The organism is Psychrobacter sp. Ps4, from assembly GCF_022129285.1.
In the GTDB taxonomy this organism is placed as follows: Bacteria; Pseudomonadota; Gammaproteobacteria; order Pseudomonadales; family Moraxellaceae; genus Psychrobacter; species Psychrobacter immobilis_A.
Genome location: NZ_JADQAK010000017.1, coordinates 53,063 through 77,106, shown reverse-complemented (window position 1 = coordinate 77,106; position 24,044 = coordinate 53,063). Strand labels below are relative to the sequence as shown.

21 protein-coding genes are annotated in these 24,044 nt (G+C 42.8%); 8 read left to right on the top strand and 13 right to left on the bottom strand.

All coding sequences use genetic code 11. The features are described 5' to 3' along the window. Window positions 1-844 (bottom strand): ABC transporter substrate-binding protein (locus tag I3252_RS10610; protein WP_238035166.1); only part of this gene is annotated, 844 nt, incomplete at its 3' end. A gap of 514 nt (window positions 845-1,358) precedes the next feature. Here I3252_RS10610 and I3252_RS10605 point away from each other — a divergent pair. The 3 genes from I3252_RS10605 (at window position 1,359) to I3252_RS10595 (ending at window position 3,585) form a co-directional block, all read left to right on the top strand. Continuing rightward, complete coding sequence (locus I3252_RS10605; protein ID WP_238035165.1) at window positions 1,359-2,333, top strand: energy transducer TonB; 975 nt, start codon at window positions 1,359-1,361, stop codon at window positions 2,331-2,333. Between the two features lie 78 nt (window positions 2,334-2,411). Beyond that, window positions 2,412-3,101: a MotA/TolQ/ExbB proton channel family protein gene (locus tag I3252_RS10600; RefSeq protein WP_238035164.1), complete on the top strand. Its 690-nt coding sequence runs from the start codon at window positions 2,412-2,414 to the stop codon at window positions 3,099-3,101. Between the two features lie 82 nt (window positions 3,102-3,183). Continuing rightward, window positions 3,184-3,585 (top strand): biopolymer transporter ExbD, encoded by a 402-nt coding sequence (locus tag I3252_RS10595; protein ID WP_045444454.1) that lies wholly within the window; start codon window positions 3,184-3,186, stop codon window positions 3,583-3,585. A 157-nt stretch (window positions 3,586-3,742) separates the two neighbouring features. Here the strand turns inward: I3252_RS10595 and I3252_RS10590 are convergent, their stop codons facing one another. Further along, window positions 3,743-4,216 carry a DUF2799 domain-containing protein gene (locus I3252_RS10590; protein ID WP_238035163.1) on the bottom strand — a complete coding sequence of 158 codons (474 nt, stop codon included), beginning with the start codon at window positions 4,214-4,216 and terminating at the stop codon, window positions 3,743-3,745. 499 nt (window positions 4,217-4,715) lie between these two features. Between I3252_RS10590 and I3252_RS10585 the strand changes: the two genes are divergently transcribed. Both I3252_RS10585 and topA read left to right on the top strand, forming a co-directional pair. Continuing rightward, a complete protein-coding gene (locus I3252_RS10585) occupies window positions 4,716-5,312 on the top strand; it encodes a hypothetical protein (protein ID WP_238035162.1) in 597 nt (198 codons plus the stop codon). Between the two features lie 287 nt (window positions 5,313-5,599). After that, complete coding sequence (gene topA / locus I3252_RS10580) at window positions 5,600-8,266, top strand: type I DNA topoisomerase (protein ID WP_238035161.1); 2,667 nt, start codon at window positions 5,600-5,602, stop codon at window positions 8,264-8,266. Window positions 8,267-8,436: 170 nt separating this feature from the next. On the opposite strand, the gene I3252_RS10575 is transcribed toward topA, so the two are convergent. The 3 genes from I3252_RS10575 to lon form a co-directional block, all read right to left on the bottom strand. Then, the gene (locus I3252_RS10575; protein WP_045444459.1) at window positions 8,437-8,994 is read right to left on the bottom strand and encodes a superoxide dismutase family protein; all 558 of its coding nucleotides are present in this window, start codon (window positions 8,992-8,994) and stop codon (window positions 8,437-8,439) included. Window positions 8,995-9,192: 198 nt separating this feature from the next. Then, complete coding sequence (locus I3252_RS10570; protein ID WP_238035160.1) at window positions 9,193-10,344, bottom strand: hypothetical protein; 1,152 nt, start codon at window positions 10,342-10,344, stop codon at window positions 9,193-9,195. 143 nt (window positions 10,345-10,487) lie between these two features. Beyond that, window positions 10,488-13,139: an endopeptidase La gene (gene lon / locus I3252_RS10565; protein WP_238035159.1), complete on the bottom strand. Its 2,652-nt coding sequence runs from the start codon at window positions 13,137-13,139 to the stop codon at window positions 10,488-10,490. Between the two features lie 394 nt (window positions 13,140-13,533). Here lon and I3252_RS10560 point away from each other — a divergent pair, with 394 nt between their 5' ends. After that, complete coding sequence (locus tag I3252_RS10560; RefSeq protein WP_238035158.1) at window positions 13,534-14,907, top strand: Na+/H+ antiporter family protein; 1,374 nt, start codon at window positions 13,534-13,536, stop codon at window positions 14,905-14,907. A gap of 94 nt (window positions 14,908-15,001) precedes the next feature. Here I3252_RS10560 and I3252_RS10555 read toward each other — a convergent pair whose 3' ends face one another. The 3 genes from I3252_RS10555 to I3252_RS10545 all read right to left on the bottom strand — a co-directional run bounded on the left by I3252_RS10555 (window position 15,002) and on the right by I3252_RS10545 (window position 16,476). Then, a complete protein-coding gene (locus I3252_RS10555) occupies window positions 15,002-15,439 on the bottom strand; it encodes a hypothetical protein (protein WP_238035157.1) in 438 nt (145 codons plus the stop codon). 141 nt (window positions 15,440-15,580) lie between these two features. Then, window positions 15,581-15,841 carry a hypothetical protein gene (locus I3252_RS10550; protein WP_238035156.1) on the bottom strand — a complete coding sequence of 87 codons (261 nt, stop codon included), beginning with the start codon at window positions 15,839-15,841 and terminating at the stop codon, window positions 15,581-15,583. Further along, complete coding sequence (locus tag I3252_RS10545) at window positions 15,838-16,476, bottom strand: 5-formyltetrahydrofolate cyclo-ligase (RefSeq protein ID WP_238035155.1); 639 nt, start codon at window positions 16,474-16,476, stop codon at window positions 15,838-15,840. Before I3252_RS10545 ends, I3252_RS10550 begins: the two co-directional genes overlap by 4 nt. Window positions 16,477-16,671: 195 nt before the next feature. On the opposite strand from I3252_RS10545, the gene fumC reads away from it, so the two are divergent. Then, window positions 16,672-18,075 carry a class II fumarate hydratase gene (gene fumC, locus I3252_RS10540; protein WP_238035154.1) on the top strand — a complete coding sequence of 468 codons (1,404 nt, stop codon included), beginning with the start codon at window positions 16,672-16,674 and terminating at the stop codon, window positions 18,073-18,075. Window positions 18,076-18,328: 253 nt separating this feature from the next. On the opposite strand, the gene I3252_RS10535 is transcribed toward fumC, so the two are convergent. From I3252_RS10535 to I3252_RS10515, 5 genes are all read right to left on the bottom strand, one after another. Next, window positions 18,329-18,874: a hypothetical protein gene (locus tag I3252_RS10535; RefSeq protein WP_201560360.1), complete on the bottom strand. Its 546-nt coding sequence runs from the start codon at window positions 18,872-18,874 to the stop codon at window positions 18,329-18,331. Between the two features lie 203 nt (window positions 18,875-19,077). Then, window positions 19,078-19,890 (bottom strand): MipA/OmpV family protein, encoded by an 813-nt coding sequence (locus I3252_RS10530; protein ID WP_060491661.1) that lies wholly within the window; start codon window positions 19,888-19,890, stop codon window positions 19,078-19,080. A 229-nt stretch (window positions 19,891-20,119) separates the two neighbouring features. Then, window positions 20,120-21,094: a rhomboid family intramembrane serine protease gene (locus tag I3252_RS10525; RefSeq protein ID WP_238035153.1), complete on the bottom strand. Its 975-nt coding sequence runs from the start codon at window positions 21,092-21,094 to the stop codon at window positions 20,120-20,122. 300 nt (window positions 21,095-21,394) lie between these two features. Next, window positions 21,395-22,582: an alpha-hydroxy acid oxidase gene (locus I3252_RS10520; RefSeq protein ID WP_275949302.1), complete on the bottom strand. Its 1,188-nt coding sequence runs from the start codon at window positions 22,580-22,582 to the stop codon at window positions 21,395-21,397. 23 nt (window positions 22,583-22,605) lie between these two features. Beyond that, window positions 22,606-22,941: a glutaredoxin family protein gene (locus I3252_RS10515; RefSeq protein ID WP_238035152.1), complete on the bottom strand. Its 336-nt coding sequence runs from the start codon at window positions 22,939-22,941 to the stop codon at window positions 22,606-22,608. Window positions 22,942-23,168: 227 nt separating this feature from the next. On the opposite strand from I3252_RS10515, the gene mtgA reads away from it, so the two are divergent. Further along, window positions 23,169-23,855 (top strand): monofunctional biosynthetic peptidoglycan transglycosylase, encoded by a 687-nt coding sequence (mtgA, locus tag I3252_RS10510; protein WP_238035151.1) that lies wholly within the window; start codon window positions 23,169-23,171, stop codon window positions 23,853-23,855. Window positions 23,856-24,044 lie beyond the last annotated feature (189 nt).

Genomic DNA, 24,044 nt, shown 5'->3' with positions numbered 1-24,044 from the left:
ATAACCAGTCTGGATTGGTTTTTTGTATGTATTCAAACGAGATTGGCTGACCGTGGCGCGCATCGGCGATTTGGTCATCTGCCATTGGAATATCCAGCACGGTATGGATAAAACCGTAGCGTGATTTGTCGCCGTAGGCAGATAGCTTATTGCCATTGACCATGACCACTAAGCCTTTACCTTTATCTTTGGTTAATGTTTTAGTCTCATCAATGAGCCCGTCGATATTGCCTTGCAGTTCCGCTGCTTGAGCACTTTTACCGAACAATGCACCCAAATCATGCAAACGCTGCTTGCTCGATTCATAGATATTTGCAGTATCAATCGTCATGTCGAGCGTTGGCGCAATACTGGACAGCGCATCATATTTTTCTGCCATGCGTGAGCCGACTAAGATAGCTTGCGGCTGCATCGCGTTCAACGCCTCAAGATCTGGCTCAAATACAGTGCCGACGGTTTTTGGTTCAGGCTGTGTCTTAGACTGTAAATTGTCTAATTTTAGACCGCTTGGCATACCATCGACAGCAACATCAAGCGCGGCCAAATCCTGCATCAACGTCATATCATAGACCACCAACGGCGATGGATTCATTGCCAAGTCGACATTGCCTTTTACTGTGTCGACCGTGATTTTTTCAACAGAGACCGCATCGTTATTAGCGACATTCGAGGCATGATCTGCTGTTTGGTTTTCAGTCTTAGCGTCTGCGGGCTCGGAGTCGTTAGATTCAGGTGAGCTACAACCTGTCACACTGATCGTAGCAACCAGAGCGGTCACCATGGCAGTCAGTAAAGGGCGTTTGAAAAAAGGAGTAGAGCGGTTAGGCAATAAAGTAATAGACATAAATAACTCGGTATATCAGCTGGTTGGACAAAGGATGTATCAAATAATCGGTCATATAAAAGTAAAAAGAACTTCATCGATGTGATGCTTCACACCATACAATGCTCGACGGTATTACTTTTGACGTTATGATTTTTTATGGGTTTTTTTTACGCTTAGCTATTGAGATGTTCAACATGCCTTAATATCTTGAGATTTTGTAATCTTAAAGATTCGCAGTCGATTAGGGGCTATGATAAATTAATTGAGACTCATTATCAATACAAATGATAATGGTTTTTATTACGTCACTTTATTACATGGGGTTTGACTGCCTTGGCACAATAAGCATGCATAGCGATATTTGAGAAAGGGTGGTCGAATGATTAATTAGGTTTTGCTTATTAATAACGCTAAATGATAGGCCGATCATTTACCTGATAAGCAAAATTATTATAAATTTATTATTGATAATAATTATCGTTTGCATTATTATCTACGCCATTCTACCGCAGTTAATGAATATTAGGATGTTATGAGTTCAACGGATTTAGACGCGCCACCACTTAAATTGATACTCGCAGCTCTTATTATAGTTGTGGGCTTGCACGTGCTGACGGCAGTTGCATTGGTGGCGATCAAGACGCCTGAGATAAAAGTTGAACCAAAAAAAGACACACCACCTATCGAGATAGAGATGGTGACGTTACCTGTCAAAACAGCCATCCCCGAAGTAGAAGAAGTTCAGGAAGTAACGCCCAAAAAAGCAGTACCTAAAACAGAGTCAAAACCTGAACCTAAAAAACAAGCACCGTCAAAACCTAAAGTAGCTCCAGTAGTGAAGGCTAAGCAAAATACACCAGAAAAACCGGTGGTAAAAGCCAAAAAGGCTGATATAGCACCTGTCGTAAAAGTAGAAAAAAAGAAGCCTGATATTATTAAAAAAGAGGTGTCGAAAAAGCCAATAGTAGAATCGAAAGTGGATAACTCAATGGCTGATAGTCAACGTGAAGCTGAAGAACGACGTAAAATGCTAGCAGCAGAATCACAAAAGGCCGCTCAAGAAGCCCATGATAGAGCGGTGCAAGAAGCTAAGAGAATATCCGATGCCAAGGCTGCCCGAGAGGCTCAAGCCGAAGCGAATGCTAGAAAAGCAGCAGAAGACAAAGCGGCTAAAGATGCCGCGCAAAAAGCAGCAGCCGCTGCAAGTAATGAACCCGTGAGCTTTACTGCTAGTGCTGCAGACTGGGCATCAGCGCCAAACTTTAGCTTTCCTACTCGAGCCGCTCGTAGAGCATCTTCGGGTGATACATTCAAAGTGGTATTGATATTAAGAGTGAATAAGCAGGGCGGTATTGATAGCGCCCGGGTTGCTCAATCTTCAGGCAATTCAATAGTAGATAAAGAGGCGCAGCGTCAAGTAAGCTCTGGAAAATTCAGACCTTTTACTAAAAATGGCGTGCCAGTCGTCGGTAATGTGACATTACCTGTTACTTATAATATGCCATAAATACATGGTTATTAGTACCAAGCATCGGCGCAATCGCAAATAATCGAACAATGGTAATAAAATACAAAGGAGTCTGACATGGACTTTATGCAATACTGGCAAATCAGCGACATGGTGACAAAAACTTTGTTCTTTTTGTTGCTTGCTTTATCTATTCTTTCTTGGGTGACAGGCATCATTCGTGTGCTACAAAGCCGCAAATTGGCCGCCAATGTTGCAGATGATTTGAGTCAGCAGATTCAAGTAAAACAGGCTGAGATGATAGCAGCAGATGCCTCTACTCGACGTTTGGTTATTGAACAGATCTTGCTCAAGCATATTGGTCGTTACCGTTTTGCCAGCGAGCGCGGTTTACCTATTCTTGGGACGACGGCTGCAATTGCGCCATTTATCGGTTTGTTTGGGACGGTATGGGGAATTTTTCATGCGCTACATAATATTGGCATGAGTGGGCAAGCGGGTTTGGGACAAGTGGCAGGGCCAGTCGGTGAGGCACTTATCATGACAGGTTTGGGGATCGCCGTGGCGATTCCAGCCGTGGTGTTTTATAACCTTGCAGTGCGTATCAATCGCCGTGTGATGTATCACGCCAACGATAGAGCGCATGACTTATTGGCACGTTCTGCCGAAATGGTCGTTACCCAGCAGCCGTTAACAGACAGCAAATCGACTGTTACCCAAGATTCGTTAGCAAAGGGTATGCACTCGAACACAGCAGATGCTCAGCAAGTGACTCATTATCACAGTTCAGCCGCGTCGCAGCCTTAACGACTATCCATTGATGGGGCAGTTCGTTAGGCGATAGCCAAGCGAGCTATATTGCGAATAACCAAATGTATTGAGAGTGATTATGGCATTTCAATTGGGTGATGATGACAGTCAAAGTATGAGTGAGATGAACCTCATTCCGCTTATCGACATCATGCTGGTATTGATGATTATATTTTTGTTGACGGCGACCGTACTGAATCCGACAGTGCCACTAGAGTTGCCGAAGACCAGCGCTGCGTTAAATGAGGCGCCACCAGAGGCTATTCAAATTAGCATCGATAAAGACGCAGGGATATTTTGGGACAGCGATGCGATTAGCATGGAGGAGTTAGAGGCACGGTTACAACAGCAAAGTGCTGGAGGTAAAGACCCTTCTGTACAATTGCGTGCTGACAAAGACAGTAAGTATGACACGGTCGCTCAAGTGCTAGCCGCTGCCAGTCAAGCAGGACTTACAAAGATAGCCTTTGTCAATGAATAAGGCGAGTCTATAAAAGACGTGATTATCATATGATGTTTGCTAGATAGCCAACCATCAAAAAGGTAGCTAATATAATAATAAAACAAAAATAATAAACTTTTCTCCAGCCTCAATGAGTACTTAAACCTCAAATTAAGTACTCATTGGGGTTTTCTTTTTACCAGCCATAGCCAAAGGGATGATAGCCGTAACCGAAGCGCCCAGGCCCGTAGCCAAACGGATAAGGCGAACGTAGGTAATCGAGATCACGTTGACGGATATAGTAGTAACGTCCTTGCGCGTAAGCTTCTTCTAGCTTTTCGATGCCTTCGAGCGGACAAACGGGCTGCCAGTCGTAGCCTTCGCGACCAAGTTTATAAGCATTAAGCTCGGTGCAGTAGCTTTTGAGACCTTGCTGTCGCCCTTGCTCCCATTGTATGCGGTTGGGCATGGGACCACCTACCTTTGCGCAGCTATCGGCATAGTGACCAAAATAAGCACCTGAACGCCCTTGCAAGCCATCAGAATAGCCGACTTCTTGCCAGTTGCTTTCCTGACATTGCTGCGGGGTAAGATTCTGCGTCGTTGCACAGCCTGACAGGGTAAATAAGGCAGCGCCTACTAGCGAGAGGGTAAGTCCAGTTTTACTCATGAGTTTATGGACACATTTGCTCGCTAGTGAAGTGGTCGATGAGTTTCGCTTAAGAAGATAATTCATAATAAACCTGCGCGCGTTTAAAATTATGGTTTATCATAGCACTTTTTGATGCTGACAACTTTTTGTATCTCGTTATTATGTTGTTTTTTATTTGAGTTAAGTGTTTGATCTATTAGCACATATAGCCAAGCCATCGAGATTAGAAAACGCGAGTGATTGGTGGTTATCAACTTATCATGCTTGATTTTTAACGGTTCGTGCTCATTATAAGCTTCTATATAGTAGCCAGTATTCAGACAATCATTTGTTAAACAGCCGCTCATTAGAACGCTACCGGTTAGAAAATGACTGGTTAAAATTTACTGCTCAAACAATTAATGATTGCTTTTTTATAGTTAGCTGGGCAGTCACTGTCTTTGTTGTAGCCTGTTGTATAGATAGTAGCGGTTTTATTTTTTAGTACATTTTCATTTATCCAAAAGGCCGGACCATCATGGGAACATTCATTGGCGTTATCATTGTACTATTTGTATTAGGGAGTATGATGGCGCTCAAACCTAACGGTATCGATCAGCGTTTGGATAAGCTGCGCATGACCGCGCGTCGTTTGCAATTGAATCCAAAGCTGGTGAGCTGCCCTGATTGGATCAAAGGTAAAGACAACGAATATGGGCGTGGAATGTTAGGTCAATACTGTTTAGTGTTAGATGATGTGCAGCTGCCGCACACGCGCTATCAAGTGATTGATGGGCAATGGCGACCAGATAGTAGTTTCGTCGATACAAGCAAAGATGATGTTAAGCTCACGATTCCAAGTGCGATTCGTGCTAATAACAGCCCTAATAATACGATTATCAAGAAGACCAATTTTAGCTTGGATAAAGCGCCCCTAGACTTGCCAGTCAGTATTGAGCCATTTGTTAAAGGTTTGCTGACTAAGGCCAATAGTATCGTGATTTATTGGGAAGATATCGCTTATGTGCGTCCTTCATCCAATCCTGCTTATCAGCAAAAATTGATTGAAGCAGATTTGTTGGTGCTCAAAAAACAGCTTGAACAATGGGCGTCAGAGATGCAAAAGCGCCTATAAAACGGCTACAAGGTAGAAAATCATTTTTTAATCTCCATTTATAAGCAATATGCAAGAACTTTTGGCAAACTCTCAGTCATTTACAGTTGACAGTGTAACGCTTAGCAGTGTAACGTCTTTATAACTGACTCTTTATCTTATGGTTATTGTTTGTTTTATAAACGTTTTTTTAAGCAGCTATTACTATAATGATTCACCGCGCTACTATAACTCACAATTATAAATTGCCATGCTGCTGTATTTATTCTTACTTTTAATTTACTCATATAATAATGGTGTCGTCACATATGGCAAAAACCGCAACCAAAAAAAGTCCAGCACCCGCTGCTGTTAATCCCAAAGGCAGTCCAAAGGGCAAGTCTTTGGTGATCGTAGAATCACCTGCCAAGGCAAAAACAATCAATAAATACCTTGGCGATGACTTTATCGTGCGCTCCAGTATTGGTCATGTCCGTGATCTACCGGTTGGCGCAAGCAAAAGTGCAAAAAAACCAACAACGACCAAAAAAGATGACAGTCTAAGCAAAGAAGAAAAAACCCAGCAAGCCTTGGTGCGGCGCATGGGCGTCGATCCAGAACATGATTGGGCAGCAGTTTATGAAGTATTACCTAACAAGACTAAGGTTATCAAAGAGCTTAAAGCCTTAGCCAAAGACGCTGACAAAATCTATCTGGCAACGGATATGGATAGAGAAGGGGAAGCGATTGCTTGGCATCTTAAAGAGGTCATCGGCGGCGCTGACAGTAAGTATGAGCGTGTGGTTTTTAACGAGATTACCAAATCAGCCATTCAAAATGCCTTTAAGCAGCCATCCAAACTCGATATCGATCGTGTCAATGCTCAGCAAGCACGGCGCTTTTTAGACCGTGTCGTTGGCTTCATGGTCTCGCCGTTGCTGTGGCAAAAGGTTGCTCGTGGTCTCTCTGCAGGTCGCGTCCAGTCCGTTGCTATGCGTCTGGTCGTAGAAAGAGAACATGAAATTCGCGCCTTTATACCAGAAGAGTATTGGCAAATTCATGCCGATACTCACGTTGCCAATAGCAAAAAGGACGCTGAGCAAATTGCGATTCGCTTAGAGGCGACCAAGCAAGGCGGCAAAACGCTTAAGCTCGTTAATAAAGAGCAGACAGATAAAGTCTTAGCAGTGCTTAACTCAAGCGACTTTATCGTCAAAGAGCGTGAAGAGAAGCCAACGCAATCGCGTCCGAGTGCGCCGTTTATCACCTCGACATTGCAGCAAGCAGCCAGCACACGATTGGGCTTTTCAGTTAAAAAGACCATGATTTTGGCACAGCGCTTATATGAAGCGGGTCATATTACTTATATGCGTACCGACTCGACTTTCTTATCTGGTGATGCACTTGCTGCGGTACGTGGCTATATCGAAGACAGCTATGGCGCAAAATACGTACCCGAAAAGCCAAATTTCTACGGCAACAAACAAGGCGCACAAGAGGCGCATGAGGCGATTCGTCCCTCTAACGTCAATATGAAGTCAACGCAGCTTAAAGGGGTTGAGCGTGATGCCATCCGCCTGTACGAGCTGATTTGGCGGCAGTTTGTCGCTTGTCAGATGCTGCCAGCAAAATACTTGTCAGTGAATCTATTCGTCGCTGCCAATGATGTCGAGCTAAAAGCACGTGGTCGTACGTTAGTATTTGATGGTTATACCAAGGTTATGCCACCAGCGAAGACTGACGATACCTTATTACCAGATGTGAAAAAAGGCGATAAACTAATACTAGATAAGCTCGATCCGAGTCAGCATTTCACCAAGCCGCCACCGCGCTATACCGAGGCAAGTTTGGTGAAAGAGCTTGAGAAAAAAGGCATCGGTCGTCCATCAACTTATGCGTCTATTATCTCGACCATTCAAGACCGCGGCTATGTGAAGCTTGAGAACAAGCGCCTGTTTGCTGAAAAAATGGGTGATATCGTTACCGACAGGCTAACCGCAAGCTTCCCAGATTTGATGGATTATACCTTTACTGCCGCGCTAGAAGACAAGCTTGATCATGTGGCAGAAGGCGATACAGATTGGAAAGACGTCCTCGATAATTTCTATGGCGACTTCAAAACAACGCTTGATCGCGCCAAAGAAAAAGACGGCATGCGCCCAAATGATCCAACTGACGTACCAGACGTGCATTGCGATCTTTGCGATCGTCCAATGCAATTACGTACTGGCTCAACGGGTGTATTCTTAGGGTGTACTGGCTATAATTTACCGCCAAAAGAGCGCTGTAAAGGCACTAAAAACTTAATGCCCGTCGAAGCTTTTGCCAATCTTGATGAGGCAGAAGGCGATGATGAAGCGGCAGAAGTTCGAGATTTGATGGAGAAAAAGCGTTGCCCGAAATGTAGCACGGCAATGAATGGTTATATCGTCGATGGCGGTCTGAAACTGCATGTGTGTGGTAACAATCCTGATTGTGATGGTTATGTCTTAGAAGAAGGCAAGTTCGAAGTGCCTGGCTCTGATTCTCCAACTATTGACTGCAATAAGTGCGATGGACAAATGGAGCTAAAGACGGGACGTTTTGGTCCTTACTTCGCTTGTCAGCAATGTGATAACACCCGTAAAGTGTTAAAAACAGGCGAAGCCGCACCGCCGCGCATGGATCCTATTCATCTGCCAGAGCTGAAATCAACCAAGCACGATGATTACTTTATCTTGCGTGAAGGGGCAGCTGGGATGTTCTTGGCAGCGTCTAAATTCCCGAAAGTACGCGAGACACGCGCACCCAAGCTGGCTGAGCTACGCGAAATCAAAGATAAAATGGAAGATAAATTCCAGTATCTGTTTGAAGGTCCAGATGAAGATCCAGATGGTAATCCCACCATTCTACGCTGGTCACGTAAGAAGAAAGAGCAATATATCGGCTCTGAGAAAAACGGTAAGGCCACACGTTGGGGTGTGTATTGGCGTAATGGCAAGTGGGTAGAGGAGTAAGTCTCCTTTACTTTTTACCTTGGTGATTGATTGTTAATATATGAGCTTTTGTATCATCAATATTGTTTTCAGCTATAAATTTTTAAACAATAAAAAACCTCTTAGATTCTAAGAGGTTTTTTTGTGCTATTCATATATGTGATATCAATAACAGCTAAGTTCATATGCTATTAGTTCTTTTCGATGATACCGCAAGCAACGCGGTCGCCTGCATTACCAGCTGGTTGGCTAGTATAGTCATCAGCACCGCTATGCACGATAAAGGCTAGACGATTAACGCTATATTTACCAGCATCAGCGACAGAAATTTTCTTATTCACATAGTTAATAGTAGCCACGCCATCTGCATTGGCAGTCAGGTTAGGCAAATCACCAGCATGACCATTCATATCATCAGGATTAGAGTGAGGCTTATTGTCAGGATTAAAGTGACCACCTGCCGCTTTACCCATATCAGCACAGCTGCCTGTTTCGTGGATATGTAGTGATACCGTTTTGCCTGGCTGCAAATTCATCAGCTTACCGTAGACTTGTACGCCGCCATCAACTGGACGTAAGAATACTTGACCCACTTCATTTTTATTGCCAGCGACTGCATTGATAGTAGATTTTAAGGCAGGTTGGCTAAGTGGATTGCCAGTTTGCATTTGTCCTTCGACGGTTTGGCAACCCGTCATTACTAACGCTGAACCACATAATAGGGCACTTGCAAGCATTGTCTTATTCATTATTATCTCCAATTATTTTTAATATTTAGTTATTTTTGATAAAAAGCTAACTCTTGAAGGTTTATAGATAAATACCTTTTGATTTCTACAAACATTCGTTAATGTCGTTATCAGTATAGCTAAGGATTAGATATAGTTATTCATCAAATGCGCAACAATCGGTTAATAAATGTAAGTATCGTATGGGTTTTAAATTGTTTACGGTATTTTCTTTACTTCGTTTTGCCATACTAAAGTTTCGCCAGTCTCCATCGTTTGCAGTAAATTATAGCGAGACATATCAGTCTGATCGTCTGCTGTTGGCGATATTGATTGTGAAGGTTGCAAACTCAAACTAAGAGTGCTCTGGCTATTACTGATAAGCTTAGCAAGCTCGCCCTCAATTCTATTACCAGTAACACCGCAGCCCATGAGCGTTTGTGGTCCCGAGCCAACTAGCAATGTATAATCTTTCATCAAAATATAAGGACCACCGATACCATTGCAGCTAGAACTAAAAAATGCGTATTGACTATCGTCATACCCTCTAAATTTTAGCGACACTGGAAACTCTGGATGATAAAAATGACCAATAGACTCTCGAGATATTACCTGCCCTTTGTCATTAAAAGTATTACGAACGGCGCTAACCAGCCGCCAGTCATAGTGCTCTAATAATGCCTTATCAATAGGGAGTCCAGTCGGTTCTTTAAATGTCCTAGGCGTACCATCAAATGTTAACGTATTGCCATTTTCGATTTTAATGACCAAGTTTTTCGATGTCATTTGAGTATTAACGAGTTTGATTTTTGCGACTGGTAATAGCTCAACATCTAACTTAATAATATTATTATCGTTAGGAAATAACTTTTTGATATTTGTGTTACTTACTTTATTTTCAGTAGCACTTTCGCAGGTCGAGGATCTTTCTCTAAGCTCGCTACCATACTCAAAAGGCGGTGCGGACATCCATACGAATTTGATAGCAAAATGTTGGCAGCCTTGAAACAAGCTTAACGAACTGGGCGCTACTTCTAAAGTAATCGGCGCGTCAGTGTTAATATTAATAGCGTTGCTTTTTTTGTCTTCAACTTGTGTTAACTGCCAATGATAATTACTTGCCCATTGCAGCGTCGTAACTTCGTTAGCTGTTTCATCAGCTACCACTACAATTTTTTCTTCCAGCTTTTCAGTTTTTATGATGGGCTGATATGATATTGGGGTAGAAGTGCTAAAGCCCGTCATCATTGAGTTAGTAGGTATAGAGTTATCTTTTGCAATATTGGACTGACAGCCTGTTAACGCTAAAGAAAACGAAACAGTAAGTAATAAGGATATAGTTAAGCGGTTTAAAATCAGGTGGTTTAACATTATGGTTATTACCAAATAAACATTTGTTTAAAATATAGCACAGAGTTTTAACCAGATTGTTTTTTATTTTTGCCAAAAAAAGCCGCCCATCGTTATGATGAGCGGCTTTCTGATTTATAAGACTGGATTAGTAACTAATCAGATTAGTTATGCAGCGCTTTGCTTGAGGTTTTATCAACGGTCACTTTGGCAGGCTTAAGCGGAACTGGCATACTGACCAAAGCAACTTTTAATATCTCATCAATCGTTGCCACTGGCTGAATGGTCAGACCCGCTTTAACGTTATCAGGAATATCGGCCAAGTCACGCTCATTAGTCGCTGGAATCAACACATGCTTGATACCGCCTCGATGAGCAGCTAGTAGCTTCTCTTTGAGACCACCGATACGCAGGATTTTACCGCGTAAGGTAATCTCACCTGTCATCGCAATATCTGGACGAATGGCAATGCCAGTTAAGGCGGAGACTAGCGCCGTCGTTAGTGCACCACCAGCCGATGGGCCATCTTTCGGCGTCGCGCCTTCAGGCATATGCACGTGGACGTCAGTAGTCTTAAAGGTCTCGTAGTCAATACCTAAGCTGTCGCCGCGAGCACGTACCACACTCATGGCAGCACGAATAGACTCTTTCATCACGTCACCGAGCGAACCAGTAAAGCTCAACTCGCCTTTGCCTTTCATCGCCACCGCTTCGATGGTTAATAGCTCGCCACCGACTTGTGTCCAAGCAAGACCCGTAATACGACCAATCTCAGGCTCCTCTTCTGCTAGACCATAGTCATACTGATGGACGCCGAGATAGTCATCGATGTTATTGTCATCGACCACAATTAGCTGACGTTCTGCTTTCTTAGGAGCTCGTGCGCCATGTGTTTCGACTGAACCGCGAACGACTTTACGGCAGATTTTATTGACTTCACGCTCAAGGTTACGCACACCAGCTTCACGCGTATAGCTACGCACGATGCTATGCAACGCCGCTTCAACAATCTCAATTTCGCCTTCTTTGAGACCGTTATTCTTAATGGCTTTTGGTACCAAGTATTTCTGCGCGATGTTGACCTTTTCTTCTTCGGTATAACCCGGTAGACGAATGACTTCCATCCGGTCAAGCAGGGCAGGCGGGATATCCATGCTGTTGGCAGTACAGATAAACATCACTTGCGATAAATCTAAATCCATATCTAAATAATGGTCGTTGAACGTATCGTTCTGTGAGGGATCTAACACTTCAAGCAACGCTGATGCTGGATCACCGCGGAAGTCTTGCGCCATTTTATCGATTTCATCCAATAAGAATAGCGGGTTTTTAACTTCAACTTTGGCCAGTGATTGGACAATTTTACCCGGCATCGCACCGATATAAGTACGGCGATGACCACGAATCTCTGCTTCATCACGCACGCCGCCAAGCGCCATACGCACAAACTTACGACCAGTCGCACGGGCAATCGACTCGCCTAATGAGGTTTTACCAACACCTGGAGGACCGACTAAACAAAGAATCGGACCGCGCAGTTTTTTCACTCTTGATTGCACGGCGAGGTATTCTAAGATGCGATCTTTCACATCTTGCAAGCCATAATGGTCTTCATCTAAGACGGTTTTGGCTTTTTCTAAATTGATCGAAACCTTGGTTGTGGCATTCCACGGTGTGTCCAAAATCCATTCAATATAGTTGCGTACGACTGAAGATTCACTTGATGCAGGCGGCATCATTTTTAGCTTTTTCAGCTCTTGATCTGCTTTTTTGCGCACATCTTCAGGCAAGTCAGCATCTTCTAGACGCTGCTCTAGCTCAGCCACATCATCTTCGCCATCGAACGCACCGTCATTCATATCTGACAGCTCATTTTTAATGGCTTTCATCTTCTCGTTTAAGAAGTATTCGCGCTGATTGTCTTCCATTTGCTGACGGACAGCTTCTTGGATATCTTGCTCGATATTTTGTTCAGCGCTTTGTTTAACCAAATATTCGGTTAAGGTATTGATATGGGTTTTAAGATCATCATTTTCTAAGAATGATTGCTTAATATCTAAATCCATCGACACACGGGTCGATATGAAATAAACCAGCTCAAGCAAGTCATCGATACGTTTTGCCACACGAGTCAGCTCACGAGCATTACGCAGACGCGCATCTGCGTAGCTTTCAAACAATGTGGTTAATGCTTGAATCGTGTTTTTCTGCTGGCTCTCATCCATACTGACATCAAGGTCAGCACGCTCAAAGCTTGCCATTAATAATGTATCGTGATTTTCTATAGTATCAACGCGCGCACGATATTGACCTTCGATCAATACTTTGATGCAGTTCTCATCACTGTCATGCGGCATGGTACTGACGATGCGGCAAACCGTACCGTATTGATACAAGTTATCTTGATCAATGTCTTCAGTCAGCGAGTCTTTTTGTGCCACGACCAAGACTTTGTTGCCGTACTCAGCCTGTGCCAATTCAACTGCCTTTACCGATGGCTCACGACCGACGAACAAAGCAATCTGCATGTGCGGATAAACGACAACATCGCGCAATGCCAGTAGTGGTAAATAGTTTTCTGTACCGTCACCTTTTATACTATCGTCTTTTGCGTCATCGTCTTCAATAGTGTTGTCGTCATCATTATCTTTATCATCACTATTTTTGCTATCACCATCTTCAACGCGATCAGCTGTTACAGCTACATCATCTGTCGTATCGTTAGGCGCGCTGTCTCGCTCTTGATCATCAGCAACAGTAGATGAAACGTCGACATCGATGTCGATATTGTCTTGGGCAATTTTATGTTCACTCATATATTCTTCCTCGTTCACCAGACTTGTAAAGTCAAGTTCGTGGTTCATGTTTAGATAAATGGTGCTCACCGATAAAATTGCAAGGCTTGTAGGCAAAGTCACACGCTTATCTGCGCAAAATAGTTATATCTATCTAAAGACTGCGAGTCATATTGTTATTCATAATTTTAAATATTAGGTGACATTCAATGTATACCCAGCATGGGTAAGAAGTGCGTAGCTAACACCTATTGGGTTCTGTGCGTAGGATTTGTGTGCAAAATAAGGTAAACTGACGCGCGTCTTAAACGGTGGTTTTAGCGTCAAGCGGTTTAGAGGCAAGGGTGATATCTATCGTCCATGAGATATTAATAGGTCTTAATCAGGCTATAGCAGACAGAATAAGAGGCAATATATGACCATCAATGCGGTACTGCTGGCAGTCATCATCATGCTAGGGCTGTCTTTGGCGCGTGTACACGTGGTACTCAGCTTATTAATCGGTGCGCTGGCAGGCGGACTCATCGCTGGTTTGGGTATGACCGATACTTTGAATGCCTTTCAAGAAGGTATCCGTAATGGCGCGCAAATTGCGCTGTCCTATGCGCTGCTTGGGGCGTTTGCGGTGGCAATCGCGCATTCCGGCTTGCCACAGTCACTGGCAGGGGCGGTGATCAAACGCATTGATGCGGGCGGCCCAAGTATAAAAGCAGGTGGCATGATTAAATACATGCTGTTTGCAGGTTTAATCACCATGAGCTGCTTTAGCCAAAACTTAATTCCTATTCATATTGCCTTTATTCCATTGCTGGTACCGCCATTATTGCTCGCCTTTAATCGTATGCACATCGATAGACGTTTAATTGCTTGTCTACTGACTTTTGGTCTTGTGACCACTTACATGTTTATTCCGTATGGCTTTGGCGATATTTATCTCAATCAAATCATGCTGAAAAACGTCGGTGAAGCAGGCATTGATATCAGTAACATCTCAGTTACCAAAGCCATGGCAATTCCGGCTTTAGGTATGTTCGTAGGCTTGCTCGTCGCCGTATTTATCAGCTACCGTAAACCGCGCCAGTATCAGCAGCTAGCAATTGATAAAGCTGCGCATGATGACGTGTTAGAGGGTGATGCGTTAAGCAAAACCGCAGCTAGTGCGCAAACACAAAGTAAGATGAAAACGTTGGTGGCGCTTGCCGCGATTGTGACGGCATTTGTGGTGCAGATGTATACCGACTCACTTTTGCTTGGCTCAATGTTTGGCTTTGGCGTCTTTATGGCGACGGGCGTCGTTAAATGGAGTGAAGCCGATACAGTCTTTAATGACGGTATCAAATTGATGGCAATGATTGGCTTTATTATGATTACCGCGCAAGGCTTTGCGGAAGTTATGAAAGCGACTGAGCAGATTCAGCCATTAGTTGATGGTGCCGCGTCATTATTCGCAGGTAATAAAGCGATAGCTGCATTTATTATGCTGTTAATTGGTTTAATTGTGACCATGGGTATTGGTTCGTCATTCTCAACGATTCCTATTTTGGCCGCAATTTATGTGCCGCTATGTATTTCGTTAGGGTTCTCGCCATTGGCAACCGTGGCGATTATTGGTACGGCTGGCGCGTTGGGCGACGCAGGTTCTCCAGCATCAGATTCGACTCTTGGACCCACCTCTGGTCTAAACATCGACGGTCAGCATGACCATATCAAGGACAGTGTGGTGCCGACATTCTTGCATTACAACATTCCATTATTGATATTTGGTTGGATTGCAGCGATGGTGTTGTAAGGTTGTAAAATACCTAAGTTATAAGATAATGAAAAAAAGACGCTTTTCTAAGCGTCTTTTTGGTTTTCAAAAAATCATTTAATTAGGAAAAATCTTAAGAAACCAATGTTATCTCTTCATTGTGTGAGCCTTGTTTAAAGTCTCTTATCCCTTTAGATAGAAGGTATAGAAAAAATAACTCAATCACAGGATCATAAATCCGCTCTAGTTTTAGATTGCCATTACTGTAGTCTATGATTGATAAACCAAATAAAACTAGCAAAATTAATAAGACTATAGGAGAAATTATGGCAATAAAGCTGTGAAAAAATATATTATTAGGCTGCCTTATTCGTTTTATTTCAATATAAGTTGTCAATGCAAAGGTATAAAATGCAACTAACGCAAAAGAAAAACTTCTCAGCTCGGCAATATCAAAATCATTGTAATCATAAATATAAGCAGCTGGTGTGAGAAACAACATAATTACCCAAAAGTAAAAGCAGACTTGTAATGAAGCGGGTGACATGAACTCTTTTTTTGCTTTATTCATGGTAGATTGAACCAATATTGTAATGATAATTATTTACAGTAATTGTATTTCATAATTTAAAAATAAACAATAGTCCATATCATGTAATATATCAAGAGGTTACTAATATAGTGGCTTTTCAATTGACCAGTTGGTTATTTCTTAGTTATCTGTACTTTTATCAAAATCTTTCAACTCACCATTCAAATTACTCAAAAATGCATCACCTTGCGCGAGCAACTCATTCAAGCGTTCTTCATTGACTAGCCGTGTCATCTCATCAGAGCTAAAAGGTTGCTCTTGACTGTAGTAACGCAACTCTCTAGCATCCTCGCTACCTAACGTTTGCAAATATTCATCCACACTATCTGCACTGGAATCAGCAGCGCTAGAGTCTTTTTCAAACTGTTTATCCTCTTTCATCTAAACCACCTTATGCCACTTGGCGTAATTAAGCCATCTAGTGGCACATCCCACGGTTGCCGCTGTAACTGTTCAACCACTTGAAAATCATAACACCAACCAATTTTTAACGGCTTTTTCGCCCCTGACCGATAGCCTTTACCTAACGTCGTATCATAAAAGCCGCCACCCATGCCCATACGATTACCGTTTAAATCTACCGCGACCAGTGGACAGATAATTACATCCAATTCACGTGCCCAAAGCAGTCGACGATGATGATTTTGCTTCATACCTAAGCTGTGAATACGCGTCGGTACATTTAACAGTTTCGACTGATAAATAGGTACAAAGCGCAGCTGTTTATCATCATCTCCCAATGAACCAACCACAGGCAAATAAGGTAAATAGCCTAAGCGTTGACACCAGTCCAGTATTGGCTGAGTGGGTAGCTCACCAAAGCCATCATAATATAGGCCAATTCGCGCATGTGCTGGTAATCGCTGCTGTAACTTCGTCAGATGCAAACTAGCTGCTTGTCCCATATTGCTACGCGCGCCATCACTTAACTGTCGACGCTGGCGGGTAAATTGCCGTCTCGGCGGATTGCTAACGGTAGATGTCTGAAACTCAGAATGTTTTAACTCAGGATGCATAGATAGACTATCCCATAATGTATTAAATTGATGATGGCTGTTGCTTGTAGAGAGCAGCAATGGCTATTTGTGAATATTCAACACGGTCTAGTCATGCTATCATAACGCCACTTTACAGCGTATTTTCCTTTATGTGCAGCGTGTGTTGCACTTTTTTCGCAGCAGCTATACAACAAACCATCAAAGAGGGTAGTTATGTCGACACAGAATCAGGCAACTCGTACCGAAAAAGATACCATGGGCAACGTGGAAGTCCCAGCTGACGCTTATTGGGGTGCGCAAACTCAGCGTAGCCGTGAGAACTTTAAAATCGGTGGCGAGACGTTGCCACGTCCAATGATTGAAGCAATGGCACTGGTCAAAAAAGCCGCTGCAATCACCAATGCAAGCCTAGAGCGTATCGACGCTGACAAGCGCGATTTAATCGTGCAAGCCGCTGATGAAATCATCAATGGTGGCCTAATCGATCAGTTTCCATTGGTTGTATGGCAGACGGGTTCTGGTACGCAGTCAAACATGAACATGAACGAAGTGTTGGCCAACCGTGCCAACGAAATTGCTGGTTCTGAGCGCGGCAGCTACACGCCGATTCACCCAAATGATCATGTCAATCATGCTCAATCTACCAACGACAGCTTCCCAACGGCGATTCGTGTTGCCGCTGCTCGTGAAATCAACAGCCTGCTTATCCCAGCGGTAAAAGCACTACGCGACACATTAGCGGCTAAAGCCAAAGAATTCGATAGCATTGTTAAAATCGGTCGTACGCATTTACAAGACGCCACACCTTTGACTTTGGGTCAAGAGTTTAGCGGCTATGTTAGCCAACTTGACCACTCATTGACTCGTATTGATAATGCACTACAAGGTCTATATGAATTGCCATTAGGTGGTACTGCGGTTGGTACGGGTCTAAACGCCCATCCTGATTACGCGGTAAAATCAGCTGAGCAATTATCAACCTTGTCTGGTCTACCATTTGTGACGTCACCAAATAAATTTGAAGCATTAGCCGCTCGTGATGCTGAAGTATTTGCTTCTGGCGCACTAAAAACCCTAGCGGGTAGCTTGAATAAAATCGCTAACGACGTACGTTGGTTAGCGTCAGGTCCTCGTTGTGGTCTGGGCGAATTGACAATTCCTGAAAATGAGCCAGGCTCTTCTATCATGCCGGGTAAAGTAAACCCAACCCAATCAGAAGCAATGACCATGGTTGTGGCGCAAGTCATGGGTAACGATGTCACTATCAGCATGGCTGGCGCGTCAGGTAACTTTGAGCTAAACGTTTATAAGCCAGTAATCGCATTTAACTTGTTGCAATCTATCAAGCTACTTGGTGATGCGTGCAATAGCTTTAACGAAAACTGTGCGGTTGGTATCGAGCCAGTAAAAGATAAAATCGATGACTTCTTGCATAACTCATTGATGCTGGTCACTGCGCTTAACCGTCATGTTGGTTATGAAAATGCAGCAAAAATCGCTAAGACTGCTTATAAAGAGAACAAGACTTTGAAGCAAGTTGCGGTTGAATTGGAGCTATTAACTGAAGCTCAGTTTGATGAGTGGGTTATTCCTGCTGATATGGTGAACCCTAAGTAAGCAGTAGATCAAATAATGACGTGCTACGGTGTCAGAATTGCTTAATGTACGAGCAGTACAATTTGCACTCGTCTTTCTGGTAGCAGTGTCATATTTGCTCCACTGAGAATTTATAAATAAAAAAGACCTTGTCACGTTATGCGGCAAGGTCTTTTTGCGTCAGAATTTTCAGCATTCAATGAAGTTGTTTAGGCTTACTTATCCGATGTCAAAACTTATATGTTTTTGATTTTGTAGCTATTGAAGAAAAGCACTATGGTACTGGAATTGAAATATTTATCTGCCAAATAAAACCAACCCAAATCAAAATAAAGATTAAAAAACAAGTTAAACTCAGTGGTTTACATAGCCCAGAAAACCATAATCTATCAGAATATATGACATTCTCGTATCTTTTTTTATTCTCTAATAGTAAGGAATAGCGTTGAATTTGCAGCTTGCAAATCAAGTCTTTTTCATGCTTTACATCTGTGTATAGATAAATAGCGCCCAGAACAATTCCAAGTGCATTTGCTGATATAGCAATCTTAAGTAAAATTAGTTGTTCTATTGATGGTAATGACATTTTAGATATTTGAGTGACGATCACTGAAAATACACCAGCTGCTATGGCGACAAGCCATTTCATCCATTCGTAGTCTTTTTCTTTTACTAGACTATTACGTTGAGCCATATCTCTTTCAAGCTTGTCAAGATGAGGCTTCAACTGCTGATAATGACTATAAAATTCAGGACTTGGATCATTTTTCATTATATGGTTGAATTGATCTTCTAAAGCCTTTAGTTCTTGCTGACTCACGATAACTCACTACCTTAGAGATAATATATATAATAGTATACATTTAAAGAGACTGAGTTATTATTTTTCTTATTACGCATATATTTTTAGAATTATATATTTTATCGTCTTGTTAGGCGCGTCCTGCATCTAAAGCTACTAAACAAGAAGACCTTGCCACATTACGCGGCAAGGTCTTTTTACTATTAAATATCCAAGCCTAGTTAGAACTTATAAAGCAAACCAAGCGTCGAAGTTGACTCAGTACGCGAGTCAACCATTGGGCTATCATATTGCTCATTTGGCAGATAGCTTAAGCTTTGATTGGCAAACAATGCCCAACGTTCATTGAAATCATAGTTGGCACTAATATTAACGTAAGGATTCAAGCTCGAATTAGACTTATAAGCGGCGACGCCAGTTTCCGCTGACTCTTTTTCACTGACGCCATAATAGTATTCATTATAGTCAGCATCGTTGTATTCAAAGCCAATGCTTGGATAGACTGTTAGCTTGTCTTTTGTAATTCTAGCAAGATACGTCAAACGAGCTGTGTTACCACCACTGCGATCTAAAACATCAGTCGCGATTTGAGCACGGAAACCACCGACGGGCGTGCGACGCAAATAAGTCAGGCCAGCAGCGACTGATGCTTCACGCTCATCAAGACCTTGTAATGCGCCTCTAGCATCATCAGGATCGAAATCGTTGCCAGCGAGCTGAGCATAAGCCGACAGCTGATTTTTGCCATCATTAATGATATAAGCACCCGCTTGGGCGCCGCGCACATAGAATCTATTGTTGTCATAAAAAGCGCCCGGCAACACACGTACATCGAGGCTGTCTTCCATATCGTAGGCTGAGTTGACGGCTATGACGTTGACGCCCACGCTTAATACAGCGTCTTGGTCAGTAGGTAAATTGTCCTTAAAAAGTGCAGCATTGGACATACTGGCGACACTAAATAACGCGGTAGCCGTTAATGCGCTAAGCATGACGCGCGTAGAAATATGAGGTAGCGCTACAGGTTTAAACATAATAGAGTCTCGTGAATGGATGAAATAATTGGGGGCAATTGTGTATAGTCAAGGAATTTTAGAATCGCTACAAGGCGACCGACCGCAGATAGTAAACTGAGTACATCTAGAGCGGGTAACACCGTAGCGGTTTAAAAGTGCTCTGACTGTAGCAAGAAGCGAGTAAGGAAAACCTAACCAATAAGCTGTTATCATGAACTATTTAGCAATGATAAATAACTATGAAAGTTTACTCAATGGTTTTTAATACTTGTAGTATTTGATCATGAATATCTTGCCACCACCAAATAAAGCCAATGCTAATCAGTAGCATCATTAGCCATGGTAGTAATTGCCAAATAAGGATAGATTTGGTCGGTGTTTCTTGTTCACTAAGGTGGCTGTGATTAGCATGAGTATTTAAGTGTGAGTTTACAGCAGAGTCGGGGTGGAAACTGCTGTTATTGTCAAAATCAGCATTATTAAAGTGCTCATTATTAGCAGAAGAATCAGTATCGCTGCTTACTGGAAAATTGATATAAGTCGTTCGATAATGGTCTTCATAAGTAGCTGGGTTAGGCATATTCTGTAGCGCTATTGTCATACGCTGACGGTAGGCGATTGCGAATGCCAGGGCAATCACTAAGCCAGTCACCGCGCCGCCAATATGCCCCGCATTATCAATACCCGGTACGGCAAAACCATAAACAAGGTTAATGCCCATGATAAATATCAAGCTCTTAAGGTTGAGTACCATGCCATTGACCGATATTTTAAACAGCGCAGCTATTAATAATGCCGCGCCGATACCCATGATGCCACCTGACGCCCCAGCCGATAGACCCGGTTGACCAGTTCCTTCTACAATACTATGCCACGTGACATAGTTATTCAGTAAGTTGCCTCCGATCGCCGCCAGTAAAAACAATGCCAAAAACTTGGCTGAGCCAAACATCGGCTCGGCAATCTGCCCAAAGAAATACATGGCAAATCCATTGAACAATAAATGCATCAAGCCAATGTGTAAAAAGGCACTGCTGACCAAGCGCCACGGCTCATCGCCCATGGTAAATGGCAATGCATTGGCACCCCATTTCAAGAGCGCCTCAGTCGATGGATTATTGGCATCGACGCCTGTCAGTACTTGCATGATGAATAACCCAATAAAGCTGGCTAGTAATAGGGTGGTGACAGGGGCTGTTTTTAATAATTGTTGAATGGTCATAAAGGTGAGATATCATTAGAATGTTATAAATAGAGTATAAAGGGTCTGGTCAAATAATGTCATACATCTGTATGACATTATGATTTGATGAGTAGGGCATGTCTTCAATTCAATCAATTACTCTCTAAATAGGCTAAACATGGCTAAATTTTGTTAAACATCGTCAAATAGCTTATCAATATCTCGATATTAACTGTGCTATCTTCCTTGTTTGACGGCAATTTATCTCATTTTTATCACCATTTTTAAAATGAGGATGCGCCCTAGTACTCTTAATAGTGGATAGTTTTAATGACAAATTTAACGATTAGCAACTTTGAGGTTCTCATAAGTGCATTTTACCAATATATCAGTGGTGACCTTATTGATATCGGTATGACCACAGAACGCCATCGATAGATCGCATTCTTTATGGATGATTTCCAGTGCACGGCGCACGCCATCTTCGCCATAAGCGCCCAGACCGTAAAGAAAAGCGCGACCAATCATCGTGCCTTTTGCACCCAATGCGCGCGCTTTTAGCACATCCTGACCCGAGCGAATGCCGCTGTCTAACCACACCTCGATATCGCTATTTTCAGCATGCACCGCTTGTACGATATCAGATAGCGCCGAGATGGAGGAGAGGGCGCCATCTAATTGACGACCACCGTGGTTTGAGACGACCAGTGCATCGGCACCGCTACGAGCAGCCATAATGGCATCTTCAGGTTCCATGATACCTTTAATAATTAATTTGCCACCCCACATATCTTTGATGCGTGCCACGTCATCCCAGCTCAAGCGCGGATCAAATTGCTCTTCCGTCCAAGCGGTGAGAGAAGATAAGTCGTCCACTCCTTTTGCATGACCGACGATATTGCCAAAGCTATGACGTTTGGTGCCCAGCATATTCATACACCACTGCGGCTTGGTCATCAAGTTGACGATATTGGCAAGTGTAGGTCTAGGCGGTGCAGACAAGCCATTTTTGATGTCCTTATGGCGCTGTCCCAGCACTTGTAAATCCGCGGTAAGAATCAACGCCGAACAATTGGCGTCTTTTGCCCGTTGAATGAGATTGGCAACGTATTCGTGGTCACGCATCACATATAGCTGAAACCAAAACGGCTTGCTAGTATGGGTGGCGATATCTTCGATAGAGCAGATACTCATGGTCGATAGCGAAAACGGCACGCCGAATTTTTCTGCTGCCCGCGCTGCATGAATCTCGCCATCCGCCCACATCATACCGGTAAAGCCAGTGGGCGCGATGGCGACGGGCATTTTTACCTCTTCACCAATCATCTGGGTTGCTAGACTGCGATTGTCCATATCTACCAATACCCGTTGGCGTAACTTGATACGGTCAAAGTCGGTTTCATTGCTACGATAAGTCGTCTCAGTCCATGAGCCTGAATCGACATAATCATAAAACATACGCGGTACTTTACGTTCGGCAACGCGGCGCAGGTCTTCAATTTCAGTAATTTTGCTCAAATTTTTCATTATGTTCTCACTACATCGTTTTTTTATTGTTGGTTTGCTATGTATGATTGCATGAAAAGTTGCTGCAAATCCATGACTGAAAATGGATAATTTAATCGTGTTGATGGTGTCAAAATCACCGGAATAGTGGTGGCAAATTCCATCATCAATGGTTCATCGAAATGAGCGATATCGACCTGTTGATAGGCAATCGGCTGTACGGCTTGAAATTGAGTCAGCACTTGCTTCGCGATGTCGCACAAATGACAGCCAGACGTTCCAAGTAGCCACCATTTATCATTATTTTCAGCATAACCAAGATCGGGGTTTGCAGCAACCATACGTTCCCGTAAGGCTTTTATATTATTATCATCGTACATATTTATTCTCTTGTCTTAATACTTGTCACAAAGTTTCGGTTGTTAGGACTTCGATTGCCAGCATAAATACTGCCTGATCTTGTTTACGTAGACTCTATGGCATGATAAAGAAGTGGGGTAAATAATGACAGCGATTGTGAGATTAGGTAAGATGACCTGCTGTTTTTAATTACTGGCTCTTCAGCTCATCTTATCTTATTACCTTTTCAATCACTTGGATATCGCGCATGGCAAGTTTTGGCAAATTTTTCAAACGATTATTGATGGCAATCATGCTATTGGTCGTCGCATTTCATGTATTAGTCGCTGGGCTACTATTAATTTGGAAAACGCAGCCGATTAATAACAGCATGTTTATGCTGACTCATCGTTTGACGGGTGGTACTGTCACCCAGACTTGGGCTGAATACGATGCCATCGCAAAATCTGCCAAACAAGCCGCGATAGTGAGTGAGGATTCGACATTTAGTCAGCACAATGGTTTTGATTTCAAAGGCATTGAAGCGGCACGTAAGAAAAATGAAGAGACGGGTAAGATGTCCGCTGGTGGTTCAACGATTACCCAGCAGCTAGCAAAAAACTTATTTTTGACCTCGCATCGCTCGTATGTTCGTAAAATTGAGGAAGCGATTATCACTGTCATGATTGAAACATTATGGGACAAGCAGCGTATCTTGACCGCTTATCTCAATGTGGCAGAGTTTGGCAATGGTATTTATGGTATCGAAGCAGCAGCTCAGCACTACTTTAATAAGTCTGCTGCCAAGCTGAACCGTGATGAATCAGCCTTACTTATTGCTATGTTAACCAATCCAAAATACTACGAAGACAATCAGGGTGATAGACGTTTACGCAATAAACAACGTATTATCAAAAAGCGAATGAGCAATGCGGTGTTACCACAATCAGCTTAATGGATTGTACCTAATACTATTTAACAAATAGCGCCGTGTTTTTGAATGATAGTTTTAAGTGACGGTTTTAAGCGATAGTTTTAAGTGATAGTTTTAAGTGATAGTTTTAAGTGATAGTTTTGAATGGCAGTTTCGAGTAGTAATGAATGAAGAAAGAACCCTGATAAATTTCTTAGTGAAAAAGCAATT

Excerpts from the sequence above, each read along its gene's own strand:
- I3252_RS10605 (WP_238035165.1), top strand. The coding sequence starts at position 1,359 with ATGAGTTCAACGGATTTAGACGCGCCACCACTTAAATTGATACTCGCA.
- I3252_RS10600 (WP_238035164.1), top strand. The coding sequence starts at position 2,412 with ATGGACTTTATGCAATACTGGCAAATCAGCGACATGGTGACAAAAACT.
- I3252_RS10595 (WP_045444454.1), top strand. The coding sequence starts at position 3,184 with ATGGCATTTCAATTGGGTGATGATGACAGTCAAAGTATGAGTGAGATG.
- I3252_RS10590 (WP_238035163.1), bottom strand. The coding sequence starts at position 4,216 with ATGAGTAAAACTGGACTTACCCTCTCGCTAGTAGGCGCTGCCTTATTT.
- I3252_RS10585 (WP_238035162.1), top strand. The coding sequence starts at position 4,716 with ATGGGAACATTCATTGGCGTTATCATTGTACTATTTGTATTAGGGAGT.
- topA (WP_238035161.1), top strand. The coding sequence starts at position 5,600 with ATGGCAAAAACCGCAACCAAAAAAAGTCCAGCACCCGCTGCTGTTAAT.
- I3252_RS10575 (WP_045444459.1), bottom strand. The coding sequence starts at position 8,994 with ATGAATAAGACAATGCTTGCAAGTGCCCTATTATGTGGTTCAGCGTTA.
- I3252_RS10570 (WP_238035160.1), bottom strand. The coding sequence starts at position 10,344 with ATGTTAAACCACCTGATTTTAAACCGCTTAACTATATCCTTATTACTT.
- lon (WP_238035159.1), bottom strand. The coding sequence starts at position 13,139 with ATGAGTGAACATAAAATTGCCCAAGACAATATCGACATCGATGTCGAC.
- I3252_RS10560 (WP_238035158.1), top strand. The coding sequence starts at position 13,534 with ATGACCATCAATGCGGTACTGCTGGCAGTCATCATCATGCTAGGGCTG.
- I3252_RS10555 (WP_238035157.1), bottom strand. The coding sequence starts at position 15,439 with ATGAATAAAGCAAAAAAAGAGTTCATGTCACCCGCTTCATTACAAGTC.
- I3252_RS10550 (WP_238035156.1), bottom strand. The coding sequence starts at position 15,841 with ATGAAAGAGGATAAACAGTTTGAAAAAGACTCTAGCGCTGCTGATTCC.
- I3252_RS10545 (WP_238035155.1), bottom strand. The coding sequence starts at position 16,476 with ATGCATCCTGAGTTAAAACATTCTGAGTTTCAGACATCTACCGTTAGC.
- fumC (WP_238035154.1), top strand. The coding sequence starts at position 16,672 with ATGTCGACACAGAATCAGGCAACTCGTACCGAAAAAGATACCATGGGC.
- I3252_RS10530 (WP_060491661.1), bottom strand. The coding sequence starts at position 19,890 with ATGTTTAAACCTGTAGCGCTACCTCATATTTCTACGCGCGTCATGCTT.
- I3252_RS10525 (WP_238035153.1), bottom strand. The coding sequence starts at position 21,094 with ATGACCATTCAACAATTATTAAAAACAGCCCCTGTCACCACCCTATTA.
- I3252_RS10520 (WP_275949302.1), bottom strand. The coding sequence starts at position 22,582 with ATGAAAAATTTGAGCAAAATTACTGAAATTGAAGACCTGCGCCGCGTT.
- I3252_RS10515 (WP_238035152.1), bottom strand. The coding sequence starts at position 22,941 with ATGTACGATGATAATAATATAAAAGCCTTACGGGAACGTATGGTTGCT.
- mtgA (WP_238035151.1), top strand. The coding sequence starts at position 23,169 with ATGGCAAGTTTTGGCAAATTTTTCAAACGATTATTGATGGCAATCATG.